This window comes from Nocardia sp. NPDC055050 (genome assembly GCF_053608345.1).
The window spans coordinates 68,342-85,396 of the sequence record NZ_JBSGVG010000032.1 but is presented as its reverse complement, the minus strand read 5'-3'; the positions used below and the strand labels follow the sequence as shown (position 1 = coordinate 85,396).

Below are 17,055 nucleotides of genomic sequence, written 5' to 3'. Positions count from 1 at the left end.
CCGCAATTGCTGGTGAAACCGTCGTCGCCGCTCGACATCTCAACATTCCTGTTCTCATGCGGATCGGCATGCTCGCGTTGAAGGTCCGCTCCGACACCGCGGCCCGCGCGGAAGCCGGAGCACCGTCGTGGGAAAAGCTGCTCGCTGACGAAGCGGCAACTTGGACCCTGCCCGAGGCACTCACCATCGCGGAACTAATGACGAATTCGGGTGCCACCTCCCACTCCCCGAACCGCGTGCGGACAAGCCAGTAGGGGCAAGTTCCGCGATGTTCCCCTCGCTTCGGCGGGAAACCGGCCGGCACCAAACAGGTCAGTACGGACAGGTCACTCTGATCCATCCGCTTGTGTGCGCCGCAGCAAACGTGGCGTCCAACTGAAAGACCGTGCTAACAGTGCAACGACAACAGTGATAGCTGTTGCCTGCGGCTGCTGAGCGCCGCAGACGATCACCAGGAACGCGACGAAGACGCACCCGATAAGGAGCAAACCTAGCGCCCGTCGGTAGCGCGCACCATCAGACAGAATGGCATCGACCAGCTCCAGCGAGGTCATTGCGCCACACCGCAAGTGTGCGCGCGGGTTGGGCGAAGATCCCGCTCGACGACCAAGGACGCCTCGCCGAAGTACACAATCGACCGATCGACACCGATCTCTGCCCATGCACCGGCCAACCCGACAACTGGGTGAGTCAGAGCCTGCGCGATATCCGACGCCGGCCTCGCATAGCTGCCTCCCCACCGCAGCACCCAGTCCGTGGCAGTCCCCCAGCAATGTATGTGGGGATCGATCCACACAGAATCAGGCACCTTCGCGGTGGATCTCCATACCAGCGCATCGACCGACCAGCCTTCTGCCCGGCAACTCAAACTCAACCGCGAAGTAACCGCGGCCAGAAGAACTTCCGCGTCTGGGTGGACGACCGGCAACGCATCCATGGCGGATGCTTCCCTCGACGTCAACATCTCGGCCTTCTCGAACTGATGCAGCTGCTGAGAAAGACACACCTCGCCATATTCGCCACCGTGGCGCCAAGAACGTCGACGAGGGGCCGGTAGGTACTGAAACGTCAGACGACCAGCGGTTGGGATGTGACGGAGCGTGATCGCACCGCGCGAGCCGTCGATTCGATCGACTCGGATACCCGGAAAATCGCAGATCTTTCCTGCCAAATGACCAGGCATATCAGTCATGAGGACGAGTTCGTTGTACCGGGGAGAGAAAATCAACCAGTTGACAAGAAGACCAAACGAATCATGCCATCGCAAACGAGCTTCGCTGCGTGCATCGATTTCCGAGACAGTGCTATTGAGCAGATAGATGGCAAGCTGTGCACGCATGCGACGTTGCGCCCCGGTCGACCGATCGAGGTCACACGCCTGGCGCGACGTATGCATCGCGTCGGATATCGGTTCACCGGTGTATTGCGCCCGGGTTTTGACGGCCTGACGTCGGGTCCGTTGGCCAACAACTACATTCATCGCGCGCCTCCACGCTGTCCAGGCATCAGCATGCGACACGCGCCAGCGCAGCTGACGTCTCATGGTTCGGATTGTGCTCCCGCGCCTCGCGCGGTTGCCGCTCTTGGTGCCTGGAGGATCCAAGAGCTGGCCTCGGACAGCTTCAGCCGAGCAACTCAAAGTTGTACCGCAAACATACACACTCAGCGCGTACCGAGCAAAGACGACTGCCCGTAGGAAGCCGGCTCAGCTTCGAAATCCCTTGATCGGGCCAGTAATCCAGCCACAGAACTGGCGGTGGGCAGGAAGCTGGTCGCCACAAGAACCAGGTCCGAACCGGGTACAACCCCGTCAATTCGTCGCCGTGTCTCACATCCGCTGAAGAGTGAGATGGCATCTCTGGTGGTGCCAGTTGCCACGTCTACTAGATCTCTACGACATCTGCTCGGCGTGCGCAGCGTTCCCTACACCTTAGTCCGTGCACGTCGACGACCAGGCTCGACTGGCCCGGTCGGTCGACGGCAGAGTCGGGTTCCGGTGGCGCTGGACCGGCTGGATGCATGCCGAATCACCTGTTCGAGGCCCGCGAAGCCGCGGAGTGCTGTGTATCGTCGATGAACAGCTCGGCGCCGGCCAACACCCGGCCATAAGCCGGGCTCCCGAGCGGTTGCGCCAACGTTACTGCTAGACAACTCGATAAGCGAAAGTCTCACCAGATGAACACGCCGCTGCCACGGCTTCCGGTCGAGCCCATGGACAACCCACGGTTCGATCTCTCACGCGAGTATCCAGGTGGTTCCAAAGCGCGGGATCGCGACTACGAACTCGCATGCGTGGAGCACGAGCGCATTTTGCACCTGCATGCGTACGCAGGCCGTCTTGGCAAGCGTGAGCAATATTACGCGCACCGCAAGGAGGTGAACCGTGCCGTGCAGGCGCTCGCGGAAGAAGCTGGCCAGGACGGGCGGACCATCTCACTGTGGCTGGTCCGCAACCATGGTTTTCCTTGGCGCAACAATTGCGAACTAGAAGATCTTCAGCGGATGCTGGCCTTCTTGGCAGATCCCGAGAACCGGGCTGCCGCGCGATCGGTTCCCTCCGCCCGGCCACGCATGCAACCAGGTCGCATTCCGGAAGGCCAGCGGACGGGGGTGCTGCAGGGGTAGGTGACAACCTGACCCGCCTCACCCATCGGGTCACGCTGTCACCCGATCCTGCAGCACCCCCTGGTCGCCCCACTACTCCGCGACCAACTAGCTCCCGAACCGTGTGTCTGCCCCCCAGCAGTCATCCTCAACTCCTTCAACGACTTTCATCCAGCCTGCCACATGGGGACCAACTGCTCGGCGGAACCTCAGCATCGGCCCGATCGATGCGAACTGCTGCGTAGCCGCCGTCGTGCTGGAACGCGGTTGTGCGCAAGCCGTACGGAGGATATTCGCGGAATCTACTGAGCCGGTGACAGATCGGTGCCACGATCACATTCGTGTACGACCACTCTCACGCAGCGCTGGAGCGCTCCCGCACATCCGTGAGCGCGAGGACATCGACCAAGCTCGCTTGGCTCATTTCCTCGGCGCCGCCCTCGATCAGTGCATCACCTGCGAGGAGACAGCGCTGGCATTGCTCGCCGAAAGCGCTTCCACCACCGCGTATCTGATCGAAATCGCCTGTGCTGCCGTCCTCGACACCCTCAAGGGCTTCCCGATCGACCTCATCGACACCAGCGCCGAGCACAGCCTGGTGCCGAGAGTGTTCCGGCACGCCGCCGTGGCATTCACCCGCAACGACCGGCCCGCTCTGGCCCAGATGTGCGAGCAAGCGTCTCCCGCCCAGCGCCACGCCGCCGCCCGGACCGCCACGGGCCGCTGCCGCGCGGACCTCGCCGGTGTAGAGCGCCGACCCCGCGCCACTGCTCCGCGGTGAGCGACCGCGCGGCAACGCTCAGCTGTCGATAGACACGGGGTCGGGCCAGTATTCGGGGTTCGCCCGTAGTTCGGGTTCCGTTATGCGCGGTCCCACGCCGCGCCGGGCCGGATCAGTTCCCGCCACCCATCCACTTCGACGTAGATCACGCGCATCGAGTTCAGCGACCCGTGATGCAGGTCGGGTCGATCGGTGTTGACAGCGTCATCGGCGACCGCGACAGCGAAGTTGTGTTCCAGCCTTCTCGTGAGGGTGCACGACATCCCGGCTGCCGCTCCCCGCTGGCACTGCGGGCGCGGGCGTGACCATCCGCCCTGTGCGGTCGGGCTTGAAACTTCCCGACGAAGACCGCACCGTCGGCCGCGGCGACGGAAACCATCGGCGGGCTTCGAGCGATGCTCCGGCCAGACATTCAGTCTGCTCGGCCGCTCCCCGGTCCGGCTCGCCCAACTCGATGTCGAAACCACCGCGCCCGTAACGAAGCTCGGGTCGATCGAAGGCGAGCCCGTTGCGCGAGTCTCTGACGCGACGGGCTCGATACTCAGAGCTTCCGCAGGTCGACCACTGTGGATAGCGAATGTATCCCCCTCCGGACACAGCAAAACAGCAGTTCAGGGGCGTAATCGCAAGATTGCGCCCCTTCTGCGTCCACACCGCGGTCCACACAGAGAACCTGGGGGGTTCGGCCTGACGCAAGGACCATGCCGTGGCTACAACTCCCCGCGTGCGTGTGCGCAAGGACGGCACCACCTACAGCCAAGTTCGCTACCGCGTGACGCGCGACGGCAAGACCGTTCAATCCTCGCAATCGTTCGACGACCACGGCGCCGCGATCCGATGGGCGAAGCTGCTCGACCGGGTCGGCGCGATCGAGGCTGAGCGTGTGCTCGCCGCACAGCTCGCCTCGACGCCGGACGTGATCATGCTGACGCCATGGCTTCGCCGACACGTCGACCTGCTCGGCGGGAGCGTCGAGGAGGAGACCAAGCGCAAGTACCGGTGCATGATCGACCACGACATCACGCCGTTCTTCAACGGCAACTATCCGCCGGTCGACGCGGTCACGCCCGACATGGATGTCGCATGGGTCGAATGGCTCGCAAACGAACTCGGAAACGCACCGAAGACGATCGCCAACAAACACGGGTTGCTGTGCTCGGCGATTGGCGCGGCGGCACGCCGTCGGCCTACACCGCTCATTGCATGGAACCCGTGCGCGGAGACCAAGTTGCCCAAGCGGACAGCGCGCGTGGTGGGAGTTCGGCGTCATGTCGATGGCGCGGCCCCGCGAGCAAGGCGCGCTCACCGTCGGCGACGTCAATCGGCACACCAGCGCGTGTCGATCACGAAAGCGTGGAAATGGGCGAACGGCAGGCTCAAGCTCGGCGACCCGAAATCGGCGCGCGGTATCCGTACGACGTTCGTACCGCTGGAGACAGTCGCACGTCTCGACCTCGACCGCGACGCAAGCGAGCAGCTGTTCGAGGCGGCGACGGGTCGGCCGCCGCTGTCTCGACCCTCGGAGCTGCCGGTGAGCAGCCGTAGGGCGGCCGGTCGCGGGGACGGAGCAGCCATGCGGTATCCCCTCTCGAACGCATATCGTGTTCGCATGAATCTCGTCGGTGACCTGTTCCAGCTCGTCGGTGCTCTGATCACTGGTTACGGTCTGATCTTCGCTTGGGAGCGAATGACCAGCCGCATAGCCGGGTTTCGGCAACAGCTAACCCAACTCGGCTCGGCAGCCAGGGCCAAGCTGACAGGCCACTCGGAGAACCAGACGATCGAGGCCAACGACACCATCACCTGGACTGCAACGGCTGAGGTCAAGATCGAGCACCCCATCGACACCACAGCACCGCTTGAGGACCAGGTCGCCAGGCTGGTTCAGGTAACTCGGTTGCTGCGCGAGGAGATGGACGGCACAGAGCGACAGATCGCAGCAGTTCGCGATCACCCTACGCTCACAGTGGATGAGGTCGAAACTGCCATCGCCGAGGCACTTTCGAATCTCGAGGGTGCACAAACCTCGCACTCGATCAAGGATCTCCGGTGGGCACTCACCGGGCTCGTCGTAACCGCAATCGGCATTGTCATCGGCATGTTCTGAGTTCGCCCCCCATGAGCGCGGAGTTGAGCGCGCAGAATGAAGGCTGCACCCCCGTGGTCCGGCCCGCCACCCCTGGGATATCAACCCCCTACCCCGGGGTAACGAATCGGCGAGCGCACTCGATCTCAGCCTTGCGCCGAACCGATCGGCCAACATGCAGGGAGGATTCACGTATGGAGCTGGCTGTCGCGATTCTCGGCATCGTCGGCGGGGCCGCGGGTGCCGGGTCTTTGCTGGTTGCCGTTTGGGCACTCGTGTACGCCAGACAATCTCGCGACATCTCAAACGGCGCGAAACAGCTCAGCTCGACCGCAAACGATCTGTCGGTGGCATCGAACCGGATCGCCGAGGAAGCTCGCGACCTTGCCACCGAAGCGAACGAGTACGCACACCGATCAGAGCAGCGAGAGACCGAACGCCATGATGTGGACTGGGAAATGGACTGGGAACGGCCCGGCCGGTATCTGGTGACAAACGGCGGCGAAGATTCAGCCTACGACGTCAAAGTGACAGTGACGATTGATGACGAGGAAGCTCGTGGTTCAGCCGCTACCCTGGGGCCCGGCGAGTCAGTAGCCCTCGACTTTCCGCACGCGGCTCAGGAATTCGTGCGTGAGGTACAGGAGTGGAACCAGCGCCCAACCGGCTACCCGTATGTCGGTCCTTCGATGATTGAGACCTCCAGGTACTTCCACACCCAGACCTACCGAATTCTGTGGTCAACCCAGCAGGGCTCCCCGCGCGAGGATTCTCAACATGGGTTCACACCGCTGGGCGACTGGAATGGCATCTAGCTACCCCGCGCCGTCGCTGCTTCCTGCGCGGTCTTGGCTTGGTGACAGGTATGGCACAGGGATTGCAGATTGGACGGGTCGTATCGTTCGCCGCCAGTACCGACGGGCTCAACGTGGTCGACCTCGATGGCGAGGCGTGTACAGCCCGATGCCTCGCATATCGGGTCGCTAGCGAGCTTGGCTTCGCGCAGCTCGCGCCATTTGCGCGTTGAGCCCGACCCGGTGTAGCCGTTGCTGCCCGACCATGCGGGAGTGCACGAGCAGCGTCCCCCGATGGTGCGGGGCGACGGCACTTGTTGCACACGCGAGGCGGGCGGCTCGGCATCAGCGACGCCGCACGGTTCGATCGGCGAGGAACTGCCAGATACGCAGCAGCAGCATGTCGAGCCATATGGGCATGGTCACACCGGCCAGTGCCCATAGGGCGCGACGTAGAGCGGCTGCTCGAGGGCTCATCCCCGCTCGCGGGAAGCACTCACCGATCTCATGCATGACCCGCGAAGGCGAGGGCTCATCCCGCTCGCGTGGGGAGCACTCCGCCCGGGGTCCGCGCTCGGCCAGATCTCAGTGGCTCATCCCAACGCGCACGGGGAACACATGGCGGACTACCTGACCCTTGTTCCTCCAGCAGGTCTCATCCACGCTCGCGCGGGGATGAGCCCTCTCTCAGCACCAATATCTGGGGCAACATGCCATGCTCCTCGCGCAAGCGGGGATGAGCTCGGTTTCCGCGAACACGCTCGCGCGATCGGCATCCCACCCCGCTACCCGGGACCGCTGCCGTGACCCAGGGCCCCGTGCGCTCCTGCATCAGATCGACCGTGCCGTCTATTGTCCGATCGTGCACGCCGCGAATTCGATTGGAGTCCAGGGCCTTCGGCGTCTCGGCATCACTCGGGCACCATAGGCTTCGTGCTCGACGGCCATGGCTACGTGCCCGGCGGGTCGTCCACCGACTGGATCAGGCCCCGCTCAGGGGCGACGCCGACATCGACTTCCAGCACCTCGAACACCGACCCGTCATCGCGCGCGGCCGCACACGCACCGACCCTCGAACCTGACGCGCCGAGATTAGCCGCCTGCTTGCCCGAGGGGCCCCGTGGCCGCGTCCTTGCAGAATAATGCCTCGAAAGTGTCGGTGGCCAGGGCCATACTTGCGCCCATGGTCCGGAAGATGACACCTGCGCAGGCGCGCGCGGCGATTCGAGCCGCGCAGCAGAAGCAGAAACAAGCAATCGACAGGTACAACCGCGACGTGCGTCGGCACAACGCCGCGGTGAAGAGGGCGGTTGACGACTACAACCGCGAGGTGCGCGCCTACAACGCCAAGGCGCGCGCCCACAACACGAAGGTCAAGAACCAGCGCCGCCGGCTCGACCAGGAGATCCGGCGTCTCGAATCCCGCCCCGCGGCATCGACGTTCGTCACCTACCGGTCCTCGGTCGTCACGCTGAGGCAAACCTACGCGGCTGCCGAGACGCGCCTGACCGGTGGGGTTCTAAACGCCGCCGGGCAAGAACTGGTCGACTACGGCAGCGAAGAAGCCGCCAACAGCGTCTACCTGCTCAACGCCATGGACGGCGACGGCGAGCCCGAAGAGGACCCCACCGAGGAAGAGCTGCGCGGCCCGAGCATGCAGATCGAGCTCGCAGCCTTCGGTCAGGACCTGGTCGACCGGTGGACCGGCGCGCTGTTCTCGCTCAGTCCCCGCAATCCCGACGCCGCGCGCCACTTCTGCACCAGCGCCCGCGAAGTCATCATCACGATGCTCGACACGCGGGCCCCCGACGCCGCCGTCACCGCCTCGTTGCCCGACTGCGACGTGACCGACAAGGGCGTGCCCACCCGGCGCTCCAAGATCAGATTCTTGCTCGGGCTCAAGGGTATCGACGAGAAGGCTCTCGAAGACCTCGTCGAAGCGGACATGAACAACGTACTCACGCTCTTCCGCGACTTCAACAACGGCACGCACGGGCACGCCGGACGATTCACGATCACTCAGCTCAACGCTTTGCGGGTCCGCGTCGAGTCGGCGATCGGCTTTATTCACACCCTCTGTACGACCTGAGCTGGTCCTATGCCACACCGGATCCCATGACAGGAGCGTCAATATTGGACCACGGCATCAAAGTTTCAGATCTGCCTGCCCCTCACGGTCATCGACGTCGGGAAGTCCGATGTGGTCCTGAAGTTGGGGCCAAGTGGCGAGACGCAAGTATCGCGGCGTGTGGGCGCCGCCTGCTGCCCGGCCGTCAACCGTCAGTCGCGACCAGTAGGTATCGCTCACGAGCAGTTGCGGGGTCAAGCCAATCGCGGCGCTACGGGGTGACTTCGTCTTAGAAGGTCCCGGGTACTGCTCGGCGAGAAACCTCCCGCGGACGGGATCTGGGCACTGCTCGAACCATTGAAGTGCAGCGGGGTCACCTCCGCCGCCGCCGAACCAGCTCGATCACAGTCCCGGTTCCAGCGAAGTCGCCGTCCCGACTGCGAGCGATGGTGGCAGTATTGGTGGAATGACTGGCGGGGGCGGGCCGACCACACAGCACACTCGGAGTAGCCAGCAGCGGGCTGGGCAGGCCGCGACGGCGCACAGCGCGACATCCCCATCACGGTCGCGGTTCTTCGCCGACCTGGACGCACTCTATGACGCCGCCCGACGGCCTCATCCGGCAATTCTGGCGAGCCGGACCGGCATCAACGCCACGACTTTGAAAGGATGGATGGGCGCGACGAAATCAGGTAAGCGGGTAGTGCCGCGGGACAGTGAACCGTTCAAGCGCTTCGTCACGTACCTTGTGACGGCTGGAACCGGCCACCAGCCGGACTCACGAGGACTGCAGAAGTGGGAAGCTGCCCGACGCGCGGCCTCAGGCTCGCCAGTTACTCCGCCAGAGCAATCGCCGGACGAAGCCGCCTCCGAGCCGGAGAAAATCACTGATGGGGGGCGACGGGGATGGATCGGGGTTATAGAGAAGTTCGACGAGTGCGGCGATCCGCCGCGGACAACTGACCTGGCGCCGTCGGAAGTCGGTGCCACCCAATTGCATACCGGTTTCGATAGTGAGCGCCCGCCTGACATCTACGTTGCACGGACCGCAAACCAAGTCGACCAGCGGGTGGACGTAGCGCTGGAGCAGCATTGTGTCGTTGTCGTTGCTGGACCTTCCAAGGCGGGCAAGACGCGGACTCTGTTCGAATCCGCACGACGAACGCTGCCCCAGGCCCGGGTAGTCATTCCGCGGCGCGACGCATTGAGCGAAGTCGCCGCACTACCGGAATTTGTCTCGTGTCAGGATGAAATCATCGTTTGGCTTGATGATCTGCACGAGTTCCTGGTCGGTGAGTTCGCTCTGACTCCGACGCTACTGGCCCGTCTGACTGCGCGAACGGCGCGAACGGTGGTAGCTGCGACCATTCGGCACGAGGCGTTGAACCGGCTACTCGCCGACACCGGAGAACTGACCCGCGACCAACGCCAGATACTGGCCGGTGCCGAGATGATCAATATGCGGCCCACCAGTGAGGACGGTGCTGAGCAGACAGCTGCGGCCAAGCTCTACCCGTTGCTGGACCTCTCTCGATTCGGGGTGGCCGAAATTCTCGCAGGCGCTCCAGAGCTGCTGTTGCGCTACGAGATCGCTTGCTCTATCGACCCCATCACGCGTGCGGTGGTCCAGACTGTCATCGACTGGGCTCGGGTCGGCCGACCTGAGCCCATACCGGAAGCCGAACTGCTGGATCTTGTTCGATCCATGGTCGAACGACAATGGCCACACATCGACTACACGACCGGCGCTGGAGTCGACGCGGTACGGAAGGTCTCTACGCCCCGCGAGGGCACCGGCAGGATAACCGCTGTGTCGACGTATCGGCTCGCCGACGGTGAACGCGGGTATCGGCCGTTCGACTACCTGGTTGCCGCCGACGACGGTCAGGGCCGTCCGATACGGGAAATCCCGCACGACCTCTGGGACGCGATGACTAGGACAGCGGCGCCCGAGATCGTTGCCAGTGTCGGCCTTCAGGCCCATCTGCGCGGACAACCGCGCATCGCAGAGAGACTTTGGCACCGTGGCGTAGAGCAGGGAAGCATCCTTGCGCTCTATAACCTCGCCGTTACCCGGCACGCGGGAGGCGACACACTCGAAGCCGAGAAGTTGTTCCGCAGATCGGCCGAGCGCGGATTCACTCCCGCAATGGCTAATATCGGCGTGATCCGCGCTGATGACGGGGATTGGGCGGAGGCCGAGATCTGGTATCGGCTCGGTGCCAAGGACGGCGACCACGCAGCAATTCACAACCTGGCGCTCATTCTCCGCCAGACCAGCCGCAAGGAGGAAGCCCTTCTGTGGTTTGCACGCGCGGCTGAGTCCGGCGAGTCAGGATCGATGTTCAACTATGGTTGTGCTCTACTAGATTCGGACGGAAGCCACACTGCCGCGATCCCGTGGCTGGTGCGGGCTGCCAACGCAGGCCATGACGGCGCCGCGTTCAATCTCGCTCGTACTGCGCACGAGCTCAATGACCTCACGGTCGCAGCGAAGTGGTACAGGTATGCGTTCGCGAGGACAGCAGAAAGTGATGCTGAAATCGCGCGTCGTGCCGCACGTGGACTCGGAGCAATCTGTGCCGACCGCGGCGAGCTCGATGACGCAGAACGGTGGTATCGGCACGCCGCAGAACGCGGGGACACAGAGGGAATGGCCGGACTGGGGAACGTCCTCACTGACCGCGGGGCGGTGGCCGAGGGTGTGGAGTGGCTGGAACGTGGTGCCAGAGGAGGTGGTTTCGCAGCGATCAGATTTGGCGACTATCTCGAAGCGAGCGGTGACAGCGCTGCGGCCGATGCGCTTCTTGCCCCTTCGGCAGATGCTGGGCATCCGGATTTTATGCGTGCCTATGGCGGACTTCTCGTGGACCGCGGTGATCTCCACGGCGGACTTGTCTACCTTCGCCGGGGAGCCGATCTCATGCATCAGCCATCCATATCGGCGCTGGTGAAGGCATTGATAAATGTGGGTGACCTCGACGGCGCAGAGCATTGGCTACAGCAGGCAGACGCCTTCAAAGATCCCGAAAGCTTGTTCCGACTGGCCAACCTGGCGGTTCGCACCGACCAGCTCCACAAGTCGGAGATGTGGTACCGAGGTGCTGCCAATCTCGATCACCAAGGTGCGACTCACAACCTCGCAGTGTTGTTGCACAACGCCGGCAGGCATTCGGAATCGCAGGAATGGCAACAACGGCTCCACCGCCCCTGGCCCGGCTTCACCAGCACTGGGCAGTCGTGACCGACTGCCCGGCGAAACACCGAACCGGCACGACTCGGCACGAGTCGTGAGATGAAATCGCACGTTTAAACAGGCCATGACCTGGCCGTATCCGCATGGACAGCGAGTTCTGCCATTGGCGCCGATGTGGCGAATCTGGTCAGGTAGCAATCAATCTCAGCTACTCACTAGATCGGACATTCATGACAATCAAGCTGTTGGTCATCGCTGTTGCTGTTCTGTTGGGCATCGTGGTCGGCATGGTCGCGGCGCTCCTGACCAAGGTTCAAGGAGCGCATATCGCCCGCGCGATCCGGGACGGCGGCGTCGGCTTCGTCGGGGCCGTCACCTTGACGATGATCCTGCTGGATCATCTCCGCATGTCGTAGCACTGAAGACAGGGCTCGACTGTCACGCCGGTCCGACCAGAAGGTCCCCAGCAACGGGTGCTCCCAAATGCCCTGTGGAGGCCGCCTCGGTCACCGTCGATAGGCCGACTCATTCTTACGGGCAGGTGGCGTGCGCTCCGGAGCAGGTCCTGATGGTGTAGCCGGATGGACCGGCTCGGCCCGCGCTCGGCCGTCGAACCACCGTATGCCGAAACCTTGGTCTGAACGCCTACGAAACGGGCTGCAGCGCGCGGGTTTTCGCGCTAGGTTCTTTGCGCACCGATCTGGTAGCCGTTGCTTCGAGCGGAAGGTTCGACAGGTGGATCCGACGATTGTGGCGTCCGCGGTAGCGGCGGGAGCGACCGCCCTATCCACTGGAGTAGTGGCAGGACTGAGCGACGGCGCCAAGCTAGCGGTCACCGACGCCTACCACGGCCTCAAAGCGGTGATCGCCCGCAAGTACTCGACCGTCGACATCGACGTCGTCGAAGCACGCCCTCAGGTTCCAGCACGACAGAATGTGTTGGCCGCCGAGCTCTCCGAGGTCGGCGCAGCCAGCGACGAGGAACTCGACGCTGCGGCGCAACGACTCTGGCTAGCGATCCACCAGCACGTGCCCCAAGTCGCCGACGTCGTCGGAGTGAAGCTGACACGCGTGAAGGCCGGAGAGCTGGAAATCGGCAAGATCACCGCCACGGGCGCCAGTGGAGTGATCGCCGAGGAGGTTGTCGTCGACGGCGCATTCAGGATCGGTGACGTCACCGCCACCCAGGCGCCGCCCCACCCTCCACAAGCGCGGCCCTGACCGAGGGACCAACCGCGCCAGCCATTGCCGCTCCCTCCACCTACCGGCACGTCTCGGTCGAACGAGACTTGACCCACGTCACCGTCATCGGCGGCCAGTACTACCACGGCGCACCGACCCCTCCCCTACCCGCGGAATCACCGAACACACCCACAGCCTCCCCCAGCGTCACCGGTCGACGGCGTTCACGCTGGATCCTGGCCGCACTGGCCGCCAGTGCCGTACTCGCCGTTGCCGTCACTGTCATAGCGTGGCCTGAAGCGGAGAGCTCGGCAGAGATGCTGAACGTCGAGGCGGTCACCGCGGTGAACGGCTGGTGCGGCACCTACATCTTCGACAAACCTGTCACCGAGCTCGGGCAGCCACCCAGACCGCAAACCGACTACGCGCGCTGGATACGCGAACACGGTGGCGTCGAATCGATCCCGATGGGTGGAGACAACAGATCAGGTCGCGTTCAGCTCAGCCTGCAGGGAACCGGACCGACGCCAGTAACCATCACCAGCCTCGACACCGAAGTCGTGAACCGCACACCAGGACCGGTGAAGGGGACCCTCGTCAGCGGTCAATGCGGCTCGTCCACTGTCGGACGACTCGCCGAGATCGACGTGGACACCGATCCCCCGAAGATCGTGCGTTCCAATCGCGACCCCGACCAGACCTGGGGATCCGAAACCAACACCACACCCCTGCAGTTCCCATACCGAGTCAGTTCCACCGACCCAGAACTCCTGCTGATCATCGTCAACAAACGCAGCACCGACACTATCTCCTACCGGCTCCACATCGGTTGGACCGACGGTACCCACTCCGGCACGAAAGTCATCGACGACCACGGAACCCCTTTCCGCATCGGCACACCGGATCCGGGGGCCACTCCGCATCTCCCGAGCCAACTCAAGTAGTCAAGGGCCAACCCCGGTCTCGACCGTCGAACAACGGATGGATTGCACAGCGTCACGGCGACCGCGGCCAGCAGCGGCGCCGGATCGTCGGGCACGATGAGCGAGGACGGACCACCGCAGCGACGAACAGCAACAGCGTCGCCCGCCGACAAACGCAGCGCAGTGATGCGCTCATGTTCCGCACCATCACCATCGGGACGTGCGTCCGCGCTCACAACTGGGTCGATCGTGCGGGGTGCAGAGTAGCGTAGTTCACTACTCTAGCGAGCCTACCGCCGCCGATGAAGACTGCTTTTCACACTGCACTCGCAGTGTGGAATTCACACAGAAACATGCGTCAGCGATGCCGGGTCATCACGTCCGGAGTACATCCGCATACTCAGGTTCTTGGGGACGGATGCGCACTGTTGCTTTGCCGAGCAAATCGCGTCATGGGCATGTCAGGTGAGTTCCATGACCCAAGGAGATAAGTGATGGCTTCCTGCGAAACAACCCATTGGACACTCGATTGCGGCGAGGGGCACGGCTGCTACCTCTCCGAGTACAGCGACACCGGCGAGTTAGCTGGATGGGGGTGCAACAGTGAACCCGTGAAAGGACGACCCCGCCGCAAAGCCGACGAGCCGTCGTTTGTGGACGGAGCACGTGAGATCGAGTTCTGCTGCAACAACATCACCCGGGCCGCGCTCGCGGAGGCCCTGGATGATCTGTTCGAGGCCGAGATCATTGTGCCCAAGGGCAGCCACAGAGAGCTGATCAACCAATGCACGACGGCCACGATCGGCCAGATCATCCGCGAGGTCGGTCTCTCGGTACGTGAATGAAATACCGATGCGGCAATATCGGCGCGACCGACTCAGGATAGGGCAAAATATCACTATGCCGGACCTGGATGACCAGCTGACGATTCAGACCAGCGGCGACTCCGACGAGTTGTTCCGCCTACTGGATTGGTTCCGTGGCGACGACGCGTTGAGGGGCCGGGTGAGCCTGCCTCCGGCGCGCACACACGAGGGCCAGATGGGTGACCTGTCCGACGTGCTCGTCGTCGCGGTGGGCGCAGGAGGACTGGGGCCTGCCTTGGCGATGTCTTTGTCGGCGTGGTTGAACACTCGCCGTTCCGATATCCGAGTCATGTTGAAACGCAATGGTGTCGAGGTCGAACTCGACGCCAAGCGTGCCAACGCCCCCGAGCTCGTGCGTGAGATCCAGAACCTGCTCGCCGAGCCGGATACTCCACGGTGACCACATCCCCCTCACGCCGGGCAGGTTCCCGAGCGGTCCTTATCGGGACCGCCACCTACGCCCATCCCGATTTGACGGCGATCCCCGCAGCCGTCAACAACCTGCTCGACCTCCAGCAAGCCTTGACCTCAGCAACCGGTGGCGCGTTCGACCCCGAGCACTGCATCGTCTTACCCGATCCACAATCCGGCTCAAAGATCGGTGATGCCATAGCCCTAGCCGCAGGTGAAGCAACGGGAGTGCTGTTCGTCTACTACACCGGTCATGGCATTCTCGACAACCGTGGCAGGCTATATCTCGCAGTGTCTGGAACCGACCCGACTCGACCAGCCTGGACGTCAGTGTCGTTCCAGACACTGCGCGAAGAAATCCTCGAATCGCCTGCCCAGGCCCGCATCCTGATCCTGGACTGCTGCTTCTCCGGCCGGGCATTCGAAGCGATGAGTGACACCGCCGCCGTGATCGCCGCCGAGACCGGCATCCATGGGACCTACACCATCACTTCCTCTGCGGCCAACGAAACCTCCATCGCTCCGACTGGCCATCGCAACACTGCCTTCACCGCCGCACTGCTGGCGACCGCTGACGAACCCGACCTCACTCTCGATGAGCTCTACCAGAGAACTGAACAGCACCTCATCCACCACGGGCACCCTCGACCGCGTCGCCGCGCGATCGACACCGCAGGCGCACTCAGGCTGTTCGGCAGGTTCGGCGATCGCCGATCTCACCGCGCGACCGACAGTCCCGACTCCATTTACAACATTGGGCGTCTAGTCCACGAACGTGGCGATCTGGCCCAAGCTGAGGGCTTGTACCGCTACGCCGCCGAAGCCGGCCACGCTGCTGCCACGTACGAACTCGGCTGTCTATATCAGCAGCGTGGTGAGCTCACCGAGGCCGAGACCTGGTGGCGCCGTGCCGCGGACGCCGACAACTTCGACGCCATGAACAACCTCGGAGCTCTGCTCGAAAAGCGCGACGAACTCGCCAGCGCCGAAGCTTGGTACCAACGTGCAGCTGAAGCTGGCGTTGCCTACGCCATGAACAACTTGGGATTTCTGCTCGAAAAGCGTGGTGAGGCCACGGACGCCCGAACCTGGTACCTACGCGCCGCAGACGCTGGGATCACACACGCCATGAACAACCTCGGGACTTTCTTCTATCACCGAGGTGAACTTGCTGAGGCCGAATCCTGGTGCCGGCGCGCCGCCGACGCCGGGGACACCGGAGCGATGGACAACCTCGGGTTCCTGCTGTCTGAGCGCGGCGAACTCGACGAAGCCGAACTCTGGTACCGGCGCAGCACCGAGGCGGGCAACTCCAACGCCATGAACAATCTCGGGTTCCTGCTCTACCAGCGCGGTGATCAGGCCGAAGCTGTGGCCTGGTACCACCGCGCCGCTGACGCCGGCCATGCCCAGGCCATGAACAACCTCGGGATCTTTCACTTCGAGAGAGGCGAGCTCGCTGAGGCCGAATCCTGGCACCACCGCGCCGCCGACGCCGGGCACGCCGAATCGATGGACAACCTCGGGTGGCTGCTGTCTCAGCGCGGCGAACTCGACGAAGCCGAACTCTGGTGCCGACGCAGCACCGAGGCGGGCTTCCCCAACGCCATGAACAACCTCGGGTCCCTGCTCGAAAGGCGTGGTGATCTCAGTGAAGCCGAAACCTGGTACCACCGCGCCGCCGACGCCGGGCACGCTGGCGGAATGAACAATCTCGGGTGGGTGCTGCACCGGCGCGGGGAACTGACAGATGCCGAAACCTGGTATCACCGCGCCATCGATGCCGGCAACACCGACGCCATGAACAACCTCGGGTTTATCTATGAACAGCGGGCAGATCTGACTGAGGCAGAAGCCATATGGCGCCGCGCCAGCGAAGCAGGTAACACCAACGCTATGGACAGCCTTGCGACGTTCCTCTACGGCAGAGGACAACAAGTTGAGGCCGAAACTTGGTACCGCCGCGCAGCCGACGCCGGTAATACCGAGGCCATGAGCAACCTCGGAGACCTCCTCGCACAACGCGGAGAACTCTCAGAAGCTGACATCTGGCGCCGCCGCGCTGCCGAAGCAAGCACATGAAACGCAGGTAGTCGTTGAGCCGGTGACCGAGGCCCGTTGCCAACACCCTTTCGCCGCTCGGG

The 17,055-nt window shown here is 63.5% G+C and carries 18 protein-coding genes; 13 read left to right on the top strand and 5 right to left on the bottom strand.

Annotated elements, in window-relative coordinates:
* A partial coding sequence (locus ACWGCN_RS27010) for a hypothetical protein (RefSeq protein ID WP_452529129.1) occupies nucleotides 1-254 on the top strand: 254 nt, incomplete at its 5' end.
* Between the two features lie 72 nt (nucleotides 255-326).
* On the opposite strand, the gene ACWGCN_RS27005 is transcribed toward ACWGCN_RS27010, so the two are convergent.
* Together ACWGCN_RS27005 and ACWGCN_RS27000 are read right to left on the bottom strand one after the other, a co-directional pair.
* Nucleotides 327-554: a hypothetical protein gene (locus ACWGCN_RS27005; protein WP_452459025.1), complete on the bottom strand. Its 228-nt coding sequence runs from the start codon at nucleotides 552-554 to the stop codon at nucleotides 327-329.
* On the bottom strand, nucleotides 551-1,480 hold the full coding sequence (locus ACWGCN_RS27000) for a hypothetical protein (RefSeq protein WP_452459026.1): 930 nt from the start codon (nucleotides 1,478-1,480) through the stop codon (nucleotides 551-553). The genes ACWGCN_RS27005 and ACWGCN_RS27000 overlap by 4 nt, the downstream gene beginning before the upstream one ends.
* Before the next feature lie 695 nt (nucleotides 1,481-2,175).
* Between ACWGCN_RS27000 and ACWGCN_RS26995 the strand changes: the two genes are divergently transcribed.
* Both ACWGCN_RS26995 and ACWGCN_RS26990 read left to right on the top strand, forming a co-directional pair.
* A complete protein-coding gene (locus tag ACWGCN_RS26995) occupies nucleotides 2,176-2,625 on the top strand; it encodes a hypothetical protein (protein ID WP_452459027.1) in 450 nt (149 codons plus the stop codon).
* Nucleotides 2,626-3,019: 394 nt separating this feature from the next.
* A complete protein-coding gene (locus ACWGCN_RS26990; RefSeq protein ID WP_452459028.1) occupies nucleotides 3,020-3,385 on the top strand; it encodes a hypothetical protein in 366 nt (121 codons plus the stop codon).
* Between the two features lie 80 nt (nucleotides 3,386-3,465).
* Here the strand turns inward: ACWGCN_RS26990 and ACWGCN_RS26985 are convergent, their stop codons facing one another.
* Entirely contained in the window at nucleotides 3,466-3,648 is a 183-nt protein-coding gene (locus ACWGCN_RS26985; RefSeq protein ID WP_452459029.1) for a hypothetical protein, read from the bottom strand.
* Between the two features lie 461 nt (nucleotides 3,649-4,109).
* On the opposite strand from ACWGCN_RS26985, the gene ACWGCN_RS26980 reads away from it, so the two are divergent.
* Together ACWGCN_RS26980 and ACWGCN_RS26975 are read left to right on the top strand one after the other, a co-directional pair.
* The gene (locus tag ACWGCN_RS26980) at nucleotides 4,110-5,492 is read left to right on the top strand and encodes a hypothetical protein (protein WP_452459030.1); all 1,383 of its coding nucleotides are present in this window, start codon (nucleotides 4,110-4,112) and stop codon (nucleotides 5,490-5,492) included.
* A 173-nt stretch (nucleotides 5,493-5,665) separates the two neighbouring features.
* Nucleotides 5,666-6,286 carry a hypothetical protein gene (locus ACWGCN_RS26975; RefSeq protein WP_378896925.1) on the top strand — a complete coding sequence of 207 codons (621 nt, stop codon included), beginning with the start codon at nucleotides 5,666-5,668 and terminating at the stop codon, nucleotides 6,284-6,286.
* On the opposite strand, the gene ACWGCN_RS26970 is transcribed toward ACWGCN_RS26975, so the two are convergent.
* Both ACWGCN_RS26970 and ACWGCN_RS26965 read right to left on the bottom strand, forming a co-directional pair.
* Nucleotides 6,283-6,579, bottom strand: coding sequence for an HNH endonuclease signature motif containing protein (locus ACWGCN_RS26970; protein ID WP_378896922.1), 297 nt, complete (start codon nucleotides 6,577-6,579; stop codon nucleotides 6,283-6,285). The two genes, ACWGCN_RS26975 and ACWGCN_RS26970, sit on opposite strands and share 4 nt — an antisense overlap.
* A gap of 31 nt (nucleotides 6,580-6,610) precedes the next feature.
* Nucleotides 6,611-6,742, bottom strand: a complete 132-nt coding sequence (locus tag ACWGCN_RS26965) for a hypothetical protein (protein WP_452459032.1) — start codon at nucleotides 6,740-6,742, stop codon at nucleotides 6,611-6,613.
* 643 nt (nucleotides 6,743-7,385) lie between these two features.
* Here ACWGCN_RS26965 and ACWGCN_RS26960 point away from each other — a divergent pair.
* The 8 genes from ACWGCN_RS26960 to ACWGCN_RS26925 all read left to right on the top strand — a co-directional run bounded on the left by ACWGCN_RS26960 (nucleotide 7,386) and on the right by ACWGCN_RS26925 (nucleotide 16,993).
* Nucleotides 7,386-8,354 (top strand): pPIWI-associating nuclease domain-containing protein, encoded by a 969-nt coding sequence (locus ACWGCN_RS26960; protein WP_378896917.1) that lies wholly within the window; start codon nucleotides 7,386-7,388, stop codon nucleotides 8,352-8,354.
* A 652-nt stretch (nucleotides 8,355-9,006) separates the two neighbouring features.
* Nucleotides 9,007-11,577: a hypothetical protein gene (locus ACWGCN_RS26955; protein WP_452459033.1), complete on the top strand. Its 2,571-nt coding sequence runs from the start codon at nucleotides 9,007-9,009 to the stop codon at nucleotides 11,575-11,577.
* A gap of 182 nt (nucleotides 11,578-11,759) precedes the next feature.
* Complete coding sequence (locus ACWGCN_RS26950; RefSeq protein WP_452459034.1) at nucleotides 11,760-11,945, top strand: hypothetical protein; 186 nt, start codon at nucleotides 11,760-11,762, stop codon at nucleotides 11,943-11,945.
* A gap of 382 nt (nucleotides 11,946-12,327) precedes the next feature.
* Complete coding sequence (locus ACWGCN_RS26945) at nucleotides 12,328-12,750, top strand: hypothetical protein (protein WP_452459035.1); 423 nt, start codon at nucleotides 12,328-12,330, stop codon at nucleotides 12,748-12,750.
* A 68-nt stretch (nucleotides 12,751-12,818) separates the two neighbouring features.
* Complete coding sequence (locus ACWGCN_RS26940; protein WP_452459036.1) at nucleotides 12,819-13,655, top strand: hypothetical protein; 837 nt, start codon at nucleotides 12,819-12,821, stop codon at nucleotides 13,653-13,655.
* A 473-nt stretch (nucleotides 13,656-14,128) separates the two neighbouring features.
* Nucleotides 14,129-14,479 (top strand): hypothetical protein, encoded by a 351-nt coding sequence (locus ACWGCN_RS26935; RefSeq protein WP_449963089.1) that lies wholly within the window; start codon nucleotides 14,129-14,131, stop codon nucleotides 14,477-14,479.
* A gap of 55 nt (nucleotides 14,480-14,534) precedes the next feature.
* Nucleotides 14,535-14,900, top strand: a complete 366-nt coding sequence (locus ACWGCN_RS26930) for an effector-associated constant component EACC1 (protein ID WP_452459037.1) — start codon at nucleotides 14,535-14,537, stop codon at nucleotides 14,898-14,900.
* Complete coding sequence (locus tag ACWGCN_RS26925; RefSeq protein ID WP_452459038.1) at nucleotides 14,897-16,993, top strand: caspase, EACC1-associated type; 2,097 nt, start codon at nucleotides 14,897-14,899, stop codon at nucleotides 16,991-16,993. The genes ACWGCN_RS26930 and ACWGCN_RS26925 overlap by 4 nt, the downstream gene beginning before the upstream one ends.
* The last annotated feature ends 62 nt before the right edge of the window (nucleotides 16,994-17,055 follow it).

Coding starts and splice junctions, on each gene's coding strand:
- ACWGCN_RS27005 (WP_452459025.1), bottom strand. CDS start 554: ATGACCTCGCTGGAGCTGGTCGATGCCATTCTGTCTGATGGTGCGCGC.
- ACWGCN_RS27000 (WP_452459026.1), bottom strand. CDS start 1,480: ATGAATGTAGTTGTTGGCCAACGGACCCGACGTCAGGCCGTCAAAACC.
- ACWGCN_RS26995 (WP_452459027.1), top strand. CDS start 2,176: ATGAACACGCCGCTGCCACGGCTTCCGGTCGAGCCCATGGACAACCCA.
- ACWGCN_RS26985 (WP_452459029.1), bottom strand. CDS start 3,648: ATGTCGTGCACCCTCACGAGAAGGCTGGAACACAACTTCGCTGTCGCG.
- ACWGCN_RS26975 (WP_378896925.1), top strand. CDS start 5,666: ATGGAGCTGGCTGTCGCGATTCTCGGCATCGTCGGCGGGGCCGCGGGT.
- ACWGCN_RS26965 (WP_452459032.1), bottom strand. CDS start 6,742: ATGAGCCCTCGAGCAGCCGCTCTACGTCGCGCCCTATGGGCACTGGCC.
- ACWGCN_RS26955 (WP_452459033.1), top strand. CDS start 9,007: ATGGGCGCGACGAAATCAGGTAAGCGGGTAGTGCCGCGGGACAGTGAA.
- ACWGCN_RS26950 (WP_452459034.1), top strand. CDS start 11,760: ATGACAATCAAGCTGTTGGTCATCGCTGTTGCTGTTCTGTTGGGCATC.
- ACWGCN_RS26935 (WP_449963089.1), top strand. CDS start 14,129: ATGGCTTCCTGCGAAACAACCCATTGGACACTCGATTGCGGCGAGGGG.
- ACWGCN_RS26930 (WP_452459037.1), top strand. CDS start 14,535: ATGCCGGACCTGGATGACCAGCTGACGATTCAGACCAGCGGCGACTCC.